Source organism: Occallatibacter savannae (genome assembly GCF_003131205.1).
Classification (GTDB): Bacteria; Acidobacteriota; Terriglobia; order Terriglobales; family Acidobacteriaceae; genus Telmatobacter; species Telmatobacter savannae.
The window spans coordinates 191,855-206,589 of sequence record NZ_QFFY01000004.1; the positions used below are offsets into that span (position 1 = coordinate 191,855).

7 protein-coding genes are annotated in these 14,735 nt (G+C 61.2%); 3 read left to right on the top strand and 4 right to left on the bottom strand.

Annotated elements, in window-relative coordinates; all coding sequences use genetic code 11:
• Positions 1-56: 56 nt before the first annotated feature.
• The 4 genes from DHV10_RS15825 to DHV10_RS15840 form a co-directional block, all read right to left on the bottom strand.
• Positions 57-1,346 (bottom strand): TolC family protein, encoded by a 1,290-nt coding sequence (locus DHV10_RS15825; protein WP_109487355.1) that lies wholly within the window; start codon positions 1,344-1,346, stop codon positions 57-59.
• Entirely contained in the window at positions 1,343-4,420 is a 3,078-nt protein-coding gene (locus tag DHV10_RS15830; protein WP_109487356.1) for an efflux RND transporter permease subunit, read from the bottom strand. The genes DHV10_RS15825 and DHV10_RS15830 overlap by 4 nt, the downstream gene beginning before the upstream one ends.
• The gene (locus DHV10_RS15835) at positions 4,417-5,508 is read right to left on the bottom strand and encodes an efflux RND transporter periplasmic adaptor subunit (protein ID WP_109487357.1); all 1,092 of its coding nucleotides are present in this window, start codon (positions 5,506-5,508) and stop codon (positions 4,417-4,419) included. The genes DHV10_RS15830 and DHV10_RS15835 overlap by 4 nt, the downstream gene beginning before the upstream one ends.
• A gap of 115 nt (positions 5,509-5,623) precedes the next feature.
• Positions 5,624-6,328 carry an FG-GAP repeat domain-containing protein gene (locus DHV10_RS15840; RefSeq protein WP_109487358.1) on the bottom strand — a complete coding sequence of 235 codons (705 nt, stop codon included), beginning with the start codon at positions 6,326-6,328 and terminating at the stop codon, positions 5,624-5,626.
• 118 nt (positions 6,329-6,446) lie between these two features.
• On the opposite strand from DHV10_RS15840, the gene DHV10_RS15845 reads away from it, so the two are divergent.
• The 3 genes from DHV10_RS15845 (at position 6,447) to DHV10_RS15855 (ending at position 14,688) form a co-directional block, all read left to right on the top strand.
• Positions 6,447-8,585 (top strand): TIM-barrel domain-containing protein, encoded by a 2,139-nt coding sequence (locus DHV10_RS15845; RefSeq protein ID WP_109487359.1) that lies wholly within the window; start codon positions 6,447-6,449, stop codon positions 8,583-8,585.
• Positions 8,586-8,618: 33 nt separating this feature from the next.
• Positions 8,619-10,961, top strand: coding sequence for a GH92 family glycosyl hydrolase (locus DHV10_RS15850; protein WP_109487360.1), 2,343 nt, complete (start codon positions 8,619-8,621; stop codon positions 10,959-10,961).
• Between the two features lie 196 nt (positions 10,962-11,157).
• On the top strand, positions 11,158-14,688 hold the full coding sequence (locus DHV10_RS15855) for a TonB-dependent receptor (protein WP_109487361.1): 3,531 nt from the start codon (positions 11,158-11,160) through the stop codon (positions 14,686-14,688).
• Positions 14,689-14,735: the final 47 nt, after the last annotated feature.

The following is a 14,735-nucleotide window of genomic DNA, read 5'->3' on the forward strand; positions in this document are numbered from 1 at the left end:
ACATCGGGCCTAGGTTTGTTCTGGTCGAGCTCGATTGCGGTTCTTTCGGCGGAGTTTCACGGGCCGACGTCGAGGCCGGCGGCGGATTGGAGCTGGGCGAGGGCGTCGAGGTATGCGGCGAGTTGCTGGTGGTAGGCGAGCTGGGTGGCGCGGTAGGTGCGCTCGGCGTCGAGAAAATCGAGGACGGAGGCGCCGCCTTTATGGAAAGAGAAGTCCTCGATGTCGAGGGATTCTTTTGCGGCGCCGAGGTAGGTTTTCTCGTAGAGATTGAGCCGGTTCCGGGCGGAGTCGAACTGGGCGTAGGCGGAGTCGACGTCCTGAAGGACCTGGTTCTGCGCTGCCTGGGCGAGGAAGTCGGCGCGGAGTTGTTCGGACTTGGTGCGCGCGATCTCGCCCTGGTTGCGGTTGAAGATGGGGATCTGAATCGAGGCGAAGCCGAGGCCCATGGCGTTCGTCGTGCTGCCCTTGGGATAGAAGGGCTCGAACCATTGGGGGCCGGGCATTTCGTTGCCGGTGTGCAGGAATGAGGCGCCGATGGTGGGGTCGGGCCAGCGATTGGCCTGGGCGACGCGCACGTCCGCTGCGGCTTTCAGACGAGTGGTTTCGGCTGACTTGAGGTCAGGCCGATTCTGAAGGGCGAGCTTGCGCAGGTCGTCGAGCCTGGAATCGAATGGCTCGGCTTTGAGCTCTCCGCTCACGTCGAAGTCTTCGGGCAGCGTGGCATTGCCGAGCAGGCCGCGCAGAGTGGCCTTCGCTGTTTTCAGGGCGAGGGTGGCGTCGTCGAGATCGGTTTCAAATTGAAGAGTCTGCAACTGGATGCGTAGAAAATCGGCGCGCGCGATTTCGCCGGCCTGCAGCATCTCGCGGTTGAGGTCGACGGTGTGCTGATAGTTGGCGAGGTTGTCGCGGGCGAACTGCAGGTCTGACTTTGCCTGCAGCGCGGCGACGAAGGCCTGGTGCAGGTTTAGCGTGAGTGTTCGACGTGCATCTGCGGCGTCAGTCTGCGAGATCTGCGTCGCCAGCTTTGCGGAGCGGATACGTGCGGAGCGCTTGCCCCCGATTTCGAATTCCTGGTAAATGCCGATGGTGGCGGATGTTGTGTCGTTTTGCAGAGTGGGGTTGGGACGCGTGGCGGCTGTGATCTCGGCCGCCTTATTGGAGACGACGCTCTGCTCCTGCGCGCGCAGGGTGGGGTTCGAACGCACGAAGAGATCGTTGAGCTGCTGCCAGGTGTAGCTCTGTGGCTGTTGAGCGGAACACGAGGCTGCGAGGACTCCGGCAGTAGAGATCGCAAGGATGGTCGCGCTTGCTCTGAGACGACTCATGCGCGAGATGAAGTTGTTCATGGCTGCACCTCGGGCTCCGAAGCGGCGGTTGTGACCAGTCCCAGACTGGCGATGACGGGCACGACGATCAGGATGGCAAATGTGGTGGTGACCATGCCGCCCACCACGACGCGCGCAAGCGGCTGCTGCGCCTGTACGCCTATGCCGTGGGAGAGCGCGGCAGGGAGAAGCCCGAGCCCGGCAGCGAGACAGGCCATCAGCACCGCGCGCATCTCGCCAACGCTGGCGCGGATGATGGAGTGCTCCATGCCATGCTCGTGGGCCTCGGCGCGCCTGATTCCCGCAACAAAGACCAGGCCGCCGAGAGTGGCGACTCCGATGATCGACGCGAAGCCGACGGCCGCGGAGATGCTGAAGGGCGTTCCCGAAATCAGCAGCGAGAGAACGCCGCCTGCAATGCCGAACGGCAGCACAGACATGACCGCCAGTGCGTCGCGAAGCGAGTTGAACGAGACGTAGAGGAGGCCAAGGATCACGCCAACGGTGATGGGAATGATGATCGCGAGCCTTCGCTGTTCTTTCCTGAGGCTGTCGTACTCGCCGGCCCACTCATAGTGGTAGCCCTCGGGGAGCATCACCGAGCGCTCGAGTCTGCCTTGCACGTCGGCGATGGTGCCGGCAAGATCTCGGCCGCGAACGCTGAACTTGATCGGGATGTAGCGGCGGCCGTTCTCGCGGTAGATCATGAATGCTCCTTCGCGGAAGCCGATGCTGGCTACCTCGCCGAGCGGAACGCGGTTGCCGTCGGCAGTAGGCAGCAGGATGTTGCGCATCTCATCGGCGTTCTGGCGGTACTGCGGCTGATAGCGGACGACGAAGTCGAACCTGCGATCGCCTTCGAGGATCTGCGTGACGGCGCTGCCGCCGATGGCGGCCTGCACGGCGGTGTTGATGTCGGAAGCCATCAATCCGTAGCGCCCGGCGGCGGCGCGATCGATGGAGATGATGAGGTTGGGTTGGCCCGTCTCCTTGAACACCGCCAGGTCGGTGATGCCCGGGACCTTGTCCATCACATCCATGATTCGCTTCGCGGTGGTGGCGAGCACTTCAATGTCATCGCCGAAGAGCTTCAGCGAGTTCTCGCCTTTGACGCCGGACATGGCTTCTTCCACGTTGTCCTGAATGTTCTGGGAGAAGTTGAGCGAGACGCCGGGATATTTTGAGAGGTCCCGATTCATTTGCTCAATCAGCTCGTCCTTGCTGCGCGCCGTCTTCCACTCCGATTGCGGCTTGAGATCGGCTTCGAACTCGATGTCATTGAAGGTCGTAGTATCGGTGCCGTCATCGGGGCGGCCGACCTGCGAGACGACCTGGGATACCTCGGGGAAGGTGGTGATGATGCGGCGCATCTGGTCGGCGATTCCGGCTGAGTAGTCGAGGGAGACATCCTGCGGAAGCGTTGTGCGGATCCATAGGTTGCCCTCTTCGAGCGGGGGCATGAACTCGCCTCCGACCAGGAGGAATGAGCCGAGCGCTGCAACCAGCAAGAGGACAGAGACGGCCAGTACCAGCTTTCTATGACGCACCACGCGGATGAGCGTGCGCTCATAGTGCCGCTTAAGGAATTTCATCAGTCGCGGATCGGAACTGTGACCGCTGCGAACCGACTTGCGGAAAGACGCAAGCACCGGCGCAAAGAGCAAAGCGAAGAGCAGCGCTCCGGTGAGCGCATAGCCATAGGTGAGAGACATCGGCGCGAAGATGCGTCCTGGGACGCCCTTCATCGTGAACAGCGGAATGAAGGCGACGAGAATAATCAACGTTGAGAAGAGGACGGGCTTTGCCGCTTCAGAACTCGCTTCGGCGATGAGGCTGATGCGGTGATCGTCGCCCTCTGCTTCATGCAGACGGCGGTAGATGTTTTCGAGAACGACGATTGCGGAATCGACGATGATGCCGAAGTCGACGGCGCCGATGGAGATCAGGTTGGCCGAGCGGCCGGTTGCCGACATGAGTCCGAAAGCGAAGAGAACAGCGAATGGAATGGTGAGCGCGGTGACGAGGGCAAGCGGGACGTCGCCGAGGAAGACGAGAAGTAGAAGGGTGACGAGGGTTAGGCCGGTGACGATGACGTGCCACACTGTCTCGGTAGTCGTGTCGATCAGGGATGTTCGATCGTAGATGGTGTCGATCGTCATGCCCTTGGGCAACAGTCTGGAATTCAGCGCCTTGATCTTTTCGCGAAGAGCTTTCAGGGCGGGCAGAGACTGCTCGCCGCGCTGCAGAAGGACCGTGCCTTTGACGATGTTGTCTTGACTATTCCGGCCGACGCGGCCCAGGGGAGGCTGAAAGCCCTCGCGTACATTGGCCACATCGCGCAGGTAGACAGGTACGCCGTTGTGCTCGGCGACGAGGACCGCGCCCATTTCGTTGAGCCCTTGCAGCAGACCGACGCCGCGTACGTTGACGTTCTGGTCGCCGACCTCGAGATAGTTGCCGCCGGCATTCTGGTTGCTGGAGTTGATCGCCGTGATCACCTGCGGCAGTGTGACGTTGTACTGGAGGAGTTTGTTGGGATCGATCTCCGCCTGGTACTGCTTGGTGGTGCCGCCGAAGGTGCTGACGTCGATGATGCCGGGGACCTGCTTCAGCTCGCGGACGACGAACCAATCCTGCGTCGCCTTGAGTTCGTTGAGGCTGTAGTTTGCGCCTCTCAGTTGATAGCGATAGATCTCGCCGACAGCAGACCACGGGGAAAGCTGCGCCTGCAGACCTTGCGGTAGCGTGACCGTCTGGAGACGATTCAGCACCTCCTGGCGGTCCGCGTAGTAGTCGGAATCGAAGTCGAAGTAAAGCTTGACGTCGCTGAGTCCGAAGAGGCTTGTCGAGCGGACGTACTCGAGATGCGGAATTCCGTTAAGCGTAGTTTCAATCGGAACGGTGACCTGCTGCTCCATCTCTTCGGCGGACCATGCAGGATTTTGCGTGATTACGTCTACGAGCGGCGGAGAGGGATCGGGGTACGCCTCGATGTCGAGGCGCAGTACTGCCCAGACCCCGGCAGCAAGCCACGCAGCCATGGCGATGATTGCGATGACCCGGTAGCGAAGGATGGTGGCGATGAGAGCTTTCATGGCTGGGTGGCTCCTCCGGTGAGGAGTTCAGCGCCGTTGGCCGCGACGCGCTGCCCGGCTTCGAGCCCAGACGCGATCTCGACCTTGCCATCGACAGCCTGACCGATGGTGACGTTTTTCTGTTCGGGCTTGCCGTTGTTATCGATGAAGACGACCGTGTTCTGACCCTGATGGATGACAGCGGACGCCGGTACAACGATCGCGTTGTGGGTTCCCGTGTCGACGTGGATGGCGGCGAACATCTCCGGCTTGAGCTTGTCGCCTGGGTTCGGCAGAGCGACGCGGGCCTTGAGCGTGCGCGTCGTGGGATCGAGAGCGCCGGAGACCGAGCTGATGCGCCCGGACCATTTCTGGGTGGGGAACGCGTCGACGGTAACGGTGACCCGGGTGCCGGGCTGCACCTTTGCGATGTCCTTCTCGAAGACGTCGCCGACGATCCAGACTGTGGAGAGATCGGCGATGGTCATCAGCGGGTCGGCGTTGTCGAGAGACTTGGAGAACTCGCCGGGAGCGGCGCTCACGGTGAGGACGATGCCGCGCCCCGGCGAGCGCAGCGGGATGTCATCGGTAGTCGCCTGCGCGTTCATTCCCAGCACGGATAGGTGCTGCTTGGCCCGATCGAGTTCGGCCTGGGCGGAATCGGCTGCGGCTTTGGCGTCGATGTAGTCCTTTTCGGCGACCGCGCCGTGATCGAGCAGCACCTTCTCGCGCTGGGCAGCGCGCTGGGCGCGCTCCGCTTCAATCTGCGCCTTGGCAAGGTCTGACTGGGCTGCTCCGGCGTCGGCACTCTGGATGCTGGCCACTCTTTCGCCCTTGGCTACCGTGTCGCCTGGCTTGACCTGGATGGCGAGAACGCGTCCGCTGGCAGGCGGAAAAACACGGAAGGAGCGTGCGGGGTCTGCCTGCACTTTTGCGCCGAGCGTGAGCTGGTCTTCGACGGGCTGCTGCGCTACGGCAACAAACTGGACGGCGCTTGCGGCGGCGTCAGCATGGGGTGTTGCCGCTGGAGCAGGATCCTGATGGCAGGCTGCGAGCGCAAGGACAAGCGGTAGCGGAAGAAGTGCAGCAAGTATGCGATGGGGTTGCATAGTCTGTCTCTCTTGAAGCTTGGGTGGTCCAATGTGCCGGCGGGGGCTCACGACGCAGTCGCACACCGGGACGCAGGCGCGCTGAGTGCAACGTGAAGTTGTGCCGGAGGTGTGGCTAGAGGAAGAGGCGGGGAGGCGCGCGCGAGGAGGATGGCGCGCGGGCTGAGGACTGAATCAGAAAGCCTTCGCACCAGACCTTGATGGCGTTGGAACGATCTCGCGGCTGGACAGAAGTCTGGCGCGGAGAGCCGGCGTCGGAGACACGCGATACGGGGAGAGCGAAGACCGGCTGAAGCTGGCTTAGCCGGGCGTGCCAGGCCGGCGCTGAAGGGTCTGAGGACGGGTAGTCTCTGGCATGAACCTGGTGGAAGACGCCATGACCGTCGTTGAGATAGATTTGCAGGCGCTCGTGCGTGAAGGCTCTCTCGATAACGATGTCGGGCGATCCGTCGCGGTTTACGTCGAGGGCCGAGATGGCGAGACCCGATTCATTCGAGGAGAAGGTGATCGAGTCATTCGCGCCCGCGGTGACGTGAAGCTCGATGCGAAAGGCGCGTTCGCCGTTCAACAGGCCGGCTTCGCGAAGAAGCGCGCCATCGGGTTTCTGGTCATTGTCGAAGTCGGCCGCGGCCATCTGCGGTGAACGACCCGGCAGGGCGGTCGTTCGTTGCTCACCGGCAGAGATGGCTCCGCGCAGGCCATCCTGTGCCCTCATCGCGGGCACACTGAGGAGCGCGATGAGCATGAAGATGCCGGCGAGTGCGTTGCGAAGCTTCATCGGGAGGAGGATGCCGTGTATTCGAGCTGAATCCAAATCCATTATACGAAAGGGTCGATTCTCACGGTCGGTACGGGGCGGGCCCTTCGATTGGCGGTAAGTCGCAGGAGCCGGTGACGTCGAGCGCGGCAAGCATCAGATTTAGATTAGTGAGGTGAAGATGGTTAATCGCAGGAGCTTGCTCAAAGGCTCGGTCATCACCCTGGCGGGATGCGCAGGCGCAAAGCTGAGCGCCGAGCCGGCACCGCCAGGGGCTTCGCCGCTCTCCGCGTCGTTCTCTCTCGCGCATCCCGGGATATGGAAGGCGACGATCGCGACTCCGGAAAGCTACACGCCTGTGACCGGGCGGACGGTGGCGCCGGATGCGAAGGGGCTCGAGCAACTGCCTGCGGTTGCGAAGGCGCCGTTCACGGAGATTGCGGGAGAGGTGAATTCGCGCGGGTGCCTGCTCACGTTGCCCCTGGGTGAACACGAAGAGATCTTCGGCTTTGGATTGCAGATGCTGTCGTTCGCGCAGCGGGGCAAGAAGAAGACGGCTCGCGTCAATGCAGATCCCAAGGTGGATTCGGGTGATTCTCACGCGCCGGTTCCGTTCTATGTCAGCACAAAGGGGTACGGGGTACTGGTCGATACGTGCCGGTATGCGAGCTTTTACTGCGGAGACGCGCGGCTGAAGCCGACGGCTCGGAGCGCGGCAGCTTCAAAATCGGCGAAGGTGAATACGCCCGGTTCGGCCGGCGCAGAAAACGACCCGGGGCACGTTCTCGTCGATATACCGCGTGCAAGCGGCGTGGATGTGTATCTGTTTGCCGGGCCTACGATGCTGGATGTGGTGCGGCGGTACAACCTGTTTTCGGGCGGAGGGGTCGAGCCGCCGGAGTGGGGACTTGGATTTTGGTATCGGGCCGTGGGGACAGCAAACGCGAGCGAAGCTCTCGCGATTGCGCGGAATCTAAGGGACAGCAAGATTCCGTGCGACGTGCTGGGATTGGAGCCGGGATGGCAGTCGCATGCTTACTCGTGTTCGTTTGTGTGGGACAAGGGGCGGTTCGCTGACCCTGCGGGTTTCATGAAGGATGTGACGGGACTCGGGTATCGGGTGAATTTGTGGGAGCATGCGTTTACGCATCCGTCTTCGCCGTTGTTCGAGGCGCTTGGTCCGCACGCGGGGGACTACGGCGTATGGGGCGGGCTGACACCTGACTTTGCCGGCAAGCCGACGCGCGAGATCTTCGGCGATTATCACGGCAAGAACTTCGTAGACCTCGGCGTTGCAGGGTTCAAGCTGGATGAATGCGATAACTCGGACTTCACCAAGGGGTGGTCGTTTCCGGAGTTTTCAAGCTTCCCGTCGGGTGTGGATGGCGAGCAGATGCACTCCGTCTTCGGGCTTCGCTATCAGGACGCGATCTGGGATCAGTTCAAATCGCGCGGGAAACAGACCTACAGCCTGGTGCGCTCGAGCGGCGCACTGGCTGCTCCGTACCCGTTTGTGTTGTACAGCGATTTGTATGGGCATCGGGATTTTGTGCGCGCGCTTGTGAACTCGGGATTCAGCGGGCTCCTGTGGTGCCCCGAGGTGCGGGATGCAACGAGTTCCGAGGATCTGATCCGGCGGCTGCAGACGGTCGTGTTTTCGCCGCTGGCGATGGTGAATGCGTGGTACATCAAGAATCCGCCATGGAAGCAGATCGACCAGAAATTGAACAACGCCGGCGAACTCGCGGCGAACTGGCAGGAACTTGAGCGGCGCTGCCGCGAACTGATCGAGTGGCGGATGAGGCTCGTGCCCTATCTGCGCGGGGCGTTTGCGAAGTACGCGCTGGATGGCACGCCGCCGTTTCGTGCGCTCGCTCTGGATTTCCCGGACGACCAGAAGCTTCGTACAGTTGACGATGAATATATGGTGGGCGACCGAATGCTGGTTGCTTCGCTGTTTGCAGGGGAGCCGTCGCGGGATGTGGTGTTGCCGGCTGGAGCGTGGCAGGATTTCTGGACCGGCAAGGCAGTCCAGGGCGGGAATTCCTTCACCGTCTCCGCCGAAGAGGAAAATATCCCGGTGTTCGTGAAGGCTGGTTCGATTGTGCCGCTGGGCGGAGTGGGTATGACGACGGAAGCGGAGTCTACGCGCGAACTGACTATTGCGGTCTTCGGCGACGGGTCAATGCCGTGGAAGCTCGAGGGCGCGTCCGGTTTCGAATTGCGCAAGGGTGCCTCCGGGCGCGTGGAAGCAACAGCGACCGGGAGCAAGCCGCACGGCTACCGCGTCGGCGAAGTAAAGCAAATGGGCGCGAGCTGATCGCTCCCGTACTGAATCTTTGAGGTGTTTCTGATGTTGAATCGTCGTGAGTTTCTTGCCGTGGTCTCCGCGGCTGCGGGTGCAGCCTTGATCGACAACAAAGCTTCTGCTGCCGGAGTGCAGAACGGTTCCGCAGGTGAAGGCGCTGCATCGGAGGACTACACCCGCTATGTAAACGTCTTCGTAGGCACGGGCGGTCACGGTCACTGCTTCCCGGGCGCGACGGTGCCCTTTGGCGCTGTGCAGCTGAGTCCGGATACGGGTATTCAGGACTGGGACTGGTCGTCCGGCTACCATCATGACGACGCCACGCTCATGGGTTTCAGCCATACGCATCTGAGCGGTACGGGCGTGGGCGACATGCTCGACCTGTTGCTGGTGCCGCGCACCGGTGCCGTGGTGCTGAATCCCGGCGTTGATCCTGAAGCACGCAGCAAGCCGGAGGGAACGTATCGCTCGCGCTTCAATCATGCCGACGAGAAGGGTGAGCCGGGGTACTACTCGGTGCTGACCGAGAGCGCCGGCGGGGCGAAGATCAAGACGGAGCTCACAGCGACGGAGCGGACAGGGCTTGCGCGCTTCACCTTTCCGCCGAATGAGCCGGCGTACGTCATTCTCGACTGGCATCACGCGTACGGAGAGAAGAGCCCTGTAAAGACGGCTGAGGTGGAGATGGTGAGCGACTGCGTTATCCAGGGCGGCCGGCATGTGAGCCGGTGGGCGCCGAACCGCGAGATCTACTTCACGACGGAAACGTCGGTGAAGCCGACCAAGGTCGAAGTCTTCTCCGACGACAAGCCTGTAAGCGGTCGCAAAGCGTCAGGGCAAAATCTGAAGGTCGTGCTGCATTTCGAACCGGGAACGACGCTCATGTTTAAGTCGGGCATCTCGATGGTGAGCGCGGCCAATGCGCAAGAGAACCTGAAGAAGGAGCAGCCCGGCTTCGACTTCGACGCGACGAGAGCAGCTGCGAAGCGGATGTGGCAGAAGGAGCTTGCGCGGATCCACGTCGAGGATTCGAGCGATGAGCATAAGACTGTCTTCTACTCGAGCCTCTATCACATGATGTGCGCGCCGACGCTGGCGGATGACTGCAACGGTCAGTATCGCGGCCTGGATAAGAAGGTGCATCAACTTGGCGCAGGCGAGCACAACTACAGCACCTATTCGCTGTGGGACACGTACCGGGCTCTGCACCCGTCGTTCACGCTGTGGCAGCAGGACCGCGTCGCTCCGCTGGTGAACTGCCTGATCCGCATGGCGGAGGAGAGCATCTACGGATTCCCGGTCTGGCCGCTTCAGGATGGAGAAACCTATTGCATGCCGGGGTATCACGGCGCGAGCGTGATGGCCGAGGCGTGCGCCAAGAAGATCCCGGGAATTGACTGGAACCGCGCGTATGCAGGAATGCGCAAGCGCAACATGGTCGACGACTACATGGCGCTGGGCTACTATCGCCGCCTGGGCTATATCCCCGCCGACAAGGTGGATGAGTCAATCGGCAAGCTGGTCGAATACACCTATTGCGATTGGGCCTGCGCGCGGGTAGCCGAAGCCACCGGTCACGCCGACGACGCGGCGATCCAGAAGAAGCGATCGCAGAACTACCGCAACGTCTTCGACCAGAAGATCCAGTTCATCCGGCCAAAGCTGGCGAATGGCGAGTGGGCGCCGAACTTCGATCCCAAGGCGACCGGCCACATTCCGCAACATCGCGACTACACCGAAGCCAATGCCTGGCAGAGCACCTTCTTCGTTCAACACGACGTAAAGGGCTACATGCAGCTGTTCGGGGGCCGCGAGCCTTTCGCGAAGAAGCTGGACCAGCTGTTTACGGAGAAGCCTGGCGTGAGCAACGAATCGGTTGCGGATATGACGGGGTTCATCGGCCAGTATGTGCATGGCAATGAGCCGAGCCACCACATCACGTACCTGTACACATGGGCAGGGCAGCCGTGGAAGACGCAGGAGAAGGTACGCGAGATTCTGCTGACGCATTACCGGAACGACTTCGACGGACTGGACGGCAATGAGGACTGCGGCCAGATGTCGGCCTGGTTCGTCATGAGCGCGATGGGGCTCTACGCGGTGGACCCGGTGAGCGCGACTTACGTGTTGTCTGCGCCGCTCTTCAAGCGTGTCGCGATTCAGCTCGGCAACGGACGCCAGCTTGTGATCCAGGCGGACGGCGGCCAGGATCCGCAGAAAAGCAAGTACATACAGTCGGTGACGCTGAATGGGAAGACGCTGGACCGGCTATGGGTGCGGCACGAAGACATCGCCCAGGGCGGCGAGCTGATCTTCAAGCTTGGCGCGGAGCCGAATGAGAAGCTGGCGGTCACCGAATCCGACATGCCGCCTTCTCTGACGGCCTGAACCCACCGAAAGGCGGAGCCGCGAGTCATCCCTTCGATTTGGTCCTTCGATTTGGCAGCAAATCGAAGCCTCGTCACATTTGTTCAAATTCCGAATTATTTCCTTGACAGCCTGGCTCGCGCAGTTCTACCGTTCCGTTCGAACTTTGAACTATATGCAAAACTGCCGGGAGTCAACCTGGATTCTGGAGGTATCAATGATCGAACGCGCCCCCTGGAAATGGCTGATCGGGTTCGGTGTCTTCTCTCTGCTCTTGCTTGTGTCGCAGCTCGCGCTGGGACAGGCCGTCAACGGTACGCTGCTTGGGACTGTCTCGGATGCGACCGGTGCTGCCGTAGCGAACGCGAAGGTCACCATCAAGGAAACCTCCACCAGCTTGACTCACGAGACCGTGTCGAACGGAAGCGGGAACTACACGTTCCCTGACCTGCCGCCGGGCGCCTACACCGTGACCGTCGAGTCGACAGGTTTCAAGAAAACAACCCAGGAGAACGTCCAGATTCTGAGCAACTCCTCGGTTCGCGTCGACTTAACGATGCAGCCGGGCAATGTGACGGAATCCGTGACGGTGACCACTGCGCCACCCGTGCTGCAGACGGATCGCGCCGACATCAGCACCAAGATCGAGACGCAGCAGGTTCTGGACATGCCGCTGGGCACCAACCGGAACTTCCAGTCGCTGCTGAACCTTGTGCCGGGCACCGCGCCTGCAACGTTCCAGCACTCGCAGTTTTTCAATGCCGCGAGCTCGCTGCAAACCGAAGCAAACGGCTTGCCGCGCCAGGGCAATCTCTATCAGATCGAAGGCATTGACGACGACGAGCGCACGGGATTGCTGCAGATCATCATCCCGCCGGCCGAAGCCATCTCGAGCGTCGATATCTCGACTAACAACTTCGAAGCTGAGTTGGGCCGCGCCACCGGCGCCGTGACCAACGTGACGCTCAAGTCGGGCACGAACAACTTCCACGGATCGGCTTTCGAGTTCATCCAGAACAATGCTGTGAACGCCCGCTCCTACTTCGGTCCGAAGCTGGGCCACCTGTCGTACAACTACTACGGCGGAACGATCGGCGGTCCGATCAAGAAAGACAGGCTCTTCATCTTCGGCGATTACCTGCGCACCGTCGATCATGAACAAATTGCAAGCGTGTTTACTGTTCCCGATGCGCGCTGGTTTACGCCTTCGGCGACGGCGCTGCCAGGATGCAACGACCCGATGGGGTGCATCGACCTTAGCGGTGCGCTTAGCAGCGGCAAGGGCCAGATTTATGATCCAACCGCGTATAGCGACGGCACGGTACACGCCGGAACCAAGACGGATCCGCGCAAGCCATTTACGAATAACCAGATTCCCTACAGCCTGATCAAAGGGTCCGTGCCCGAGAACATGCTGCAGAATCTGGTGCAGGCTGCCACCAAATACGGAACCCTGGATTCGACCAAGCCTCTGAGCAATCCGGCGAACAACTACTCCACCAAGCTGCCGTTTACCAAGACGAGCGACAGTTTCGACATCAAGAGCGACTTCACGCCATCTGAGAGGAACCACATCAGCGGCCGCTACAGCTATCAGAAGGTAGTGACGTTCCAGGCTGCGGCATTCGGATCGTTCCTCGGCGGACCGCAGGGTGGTGGCTTCCAGGGAACCGGCAACCAGAAGTCGTATAGCGCCGGGGTCAACTGGAATCACGTTTTCTCGCCGACGTTCCTCACGGAAGTTCGCGTCGGCCAGGCGCACCTTGGAAACACCGCCACACCGGTCGACTACGGACATAACGATGCCACTACGATCGGAGTTCCGGGCGTCAACATCGACGGGCAGCCATTCACCAGCGGTCAGGTTGCAGTCACAATCAACGGCGGAATCTCGAATCCGGTCATCGGGTACTCGGCGTCTCTGCCCTGGATCCGCGCCGAATCGAACTTCGACGTCGTAAATAACTGGACCAAGGTCGCCGGCAATCACACGTTCAAGTTCGGCGCCGACGTTCGCCGGGTTCACGACGACCTGTTGCAGGATCAGACGTTCAGCCCCCGCGGCGCGTACACCTTCAGCGATGTGCAGACTTCGACCGCCAGCTCCGCGGGAACAAACATCGCCAACGACATGGCGAGCTTCCTGCTGCAGCAGCCGAGCCAGGTGGGCCGCGATCTCAACACAATCTTCCCGCGGTATCGCCAGTGGTGGGTCTTCGCCTTCGCCAGCGACAAGTGGCAGGCGACCCCGAAACTCACGCTCGATCTGGGGCTACGCTGGGATTTCTATCCGCCCGCAACTCCGAAAGAGAAGGGCGGCTTCTCGAACTACAACCCTGCCAACAACACTCTTGTGCTGGCGGGCATCGGCGGCAATCCCCAAAACCTTGGCATGAAGACGCAGTACAAGTACTTCGCGCCACGGACCGGGTTTGCCTATCGCGTTCGCCCCGATACGGTGCTCCGCGGCGGCTTCGGCATCAGCTATACGCCTTTCCCGGATAACACGTACGCGTACAACTATCCGATCCGCGCCAACAACAGCTATCAGCCGGTCAGCACATCGGGCTTCGCCCCGGCAGTGCTGGGGGATGGAACCACCGTAGCCACGTTCAGCGCCGGATTCCCTGCGCCCGTTCCGGTTCCGATTCCGGACAACGGCATCATCCAGTTGCCCACCGTCGGTACCACGCTTCTGCAGAAGCAGCTGATCGCGCAGGTGTACACCTACATCAACCTCAACTACAAGAACCCGTACGCCGACTCGTGGAACCTGGTGCTGCAGCAGGCGCTGCCCTGGGATCTGTCGATGCAGCTGGCGTATGTTGCCAATCACGGAACGGACATCTCCGGATCGCAGAACATCAACCTGCCCAGCTACTACGGCGGCGGCGCATTCTCTGATCCTGAAAACCACGATGCGAACGGCAACCTCACTTTTGGGCGCACGGCGGCGACGAACCAATTCTTCTTTGGCTTCTCGTCGAACTACCAGTCGCTCCAGGCGCAGCTGAACAAGCGCTTCTCGCGCGGCCTGACGTTCACGTCGTCGTTCACGTGGGGCAAGGGCCTGGGCTACATCAGCGGTGACGATGGCGGCCTTACCTTCTTCATCAACTGGCGCCGCAACTACGCACCGAACGACTACGACCGTACCTTGAACTTCGAAGAGAGCTTCACGTACGAACTGCCGTTCGGCCACGGGCACCAGTTTGCCAACCACGGCATACTGGACCAGATCGTCGGCGGCTGGAGATTGTCGGGAATCGTCTCGGCGGTCAGCGGCTTGCCATTCACCGTGACGGCAAACGGAGGAACACTCAACACGCCTGGAACCACACAGACTGCGACGCTGGCAAAGCCCTTCCACAAGACGGGCAAGATCGGCGCTTCAACGCCGTGGTTCGATCCGACTTCGTTCTCGCAACCTGCCGGTTGCACAGGACAGAATCCATGCAACCAGCCGGTTCTCGGCAACACGGGCCGCAACCAGTTCCGCGGGCCGGGATACCTCCAGGACAACTTCTCGATCTTCAAGCGGTTCACTGTGTATCACGAATCCGGTCTTGAAGTTCGTCTCGATGCGTTCCAGCTGAGCAACACGCCTCAGTTCGGACAGCCGAACGGAGGCTGCTGCGGATCGTCCAGCTTTGGTACGATCACGGGCACTCTGGGCAGCGGACAGGGTAGCGTAAATGGAGTAGGCGGCGGTCGCTCGCTGCAAGGCTCGGCGAAATATATCTTCTAGGCTCTAAACCGGCGGGGGCGAAGCAGAGATGCGTTCGCCCCGCCATC

What these genes read in the sequence shown, in the direction of transcription:
- DHV10_RS15830 (WP_109487356.1), bottom strand. Translation starts at nt 4,420, where the DNA reads ATGAAAGCTCTCATCGCCACCATCCTTCGCTACCGGGTCATCGCAATC.
- DHV10_RS15825 (WP_109487355.1), bottom strand. Translation starts at nt 1,346, where the DNA reads ATGAACAACTTCATCTCGCGCATGAGTCGTCTCAGAGCAAGCGCGACC.
- DHV10_RS15850 (WP_109487360.1), top strand. Translation starts at nt 8,619, where the DNA reads ATGTTGAATCGTCGTGAGTTTCTTGCCGTGGTCTCCGCGGCTGCGGGT.
- DHV10_RS15835 (WP_109487357.1), bottom strand. Translation starts at nt 5,508, where the DNA reads ATGCAACCCCATCGCATACTTGCTGCACTTCTTCCGCTACCGCTTGTC.
- DHV10_RS15855 (WP_109487361.1), top strand. Translation starts at nt 11,158, where the DNA reads ATGATCGAACGCGCCCCCTGGAAATGGCTGATCGGGTTCGGTGTCTTC.
- DHV10_RS15845 (WP_109487359.1), top strand. Translation starts at nt 6,447, where the DNA reads ATGGTTAATCGCAGGAGCTTGCTCAAAGGCTCGGTCATCACCCTGGCG.
- DHV10_RS15840 (WP_109487358.1), bottom strand. Translation starts at nt 6,328, where the DNA reads ATGGATTTGGATTCAGCTCGAATACACGGCATCCTCCTCCCGATGAAG.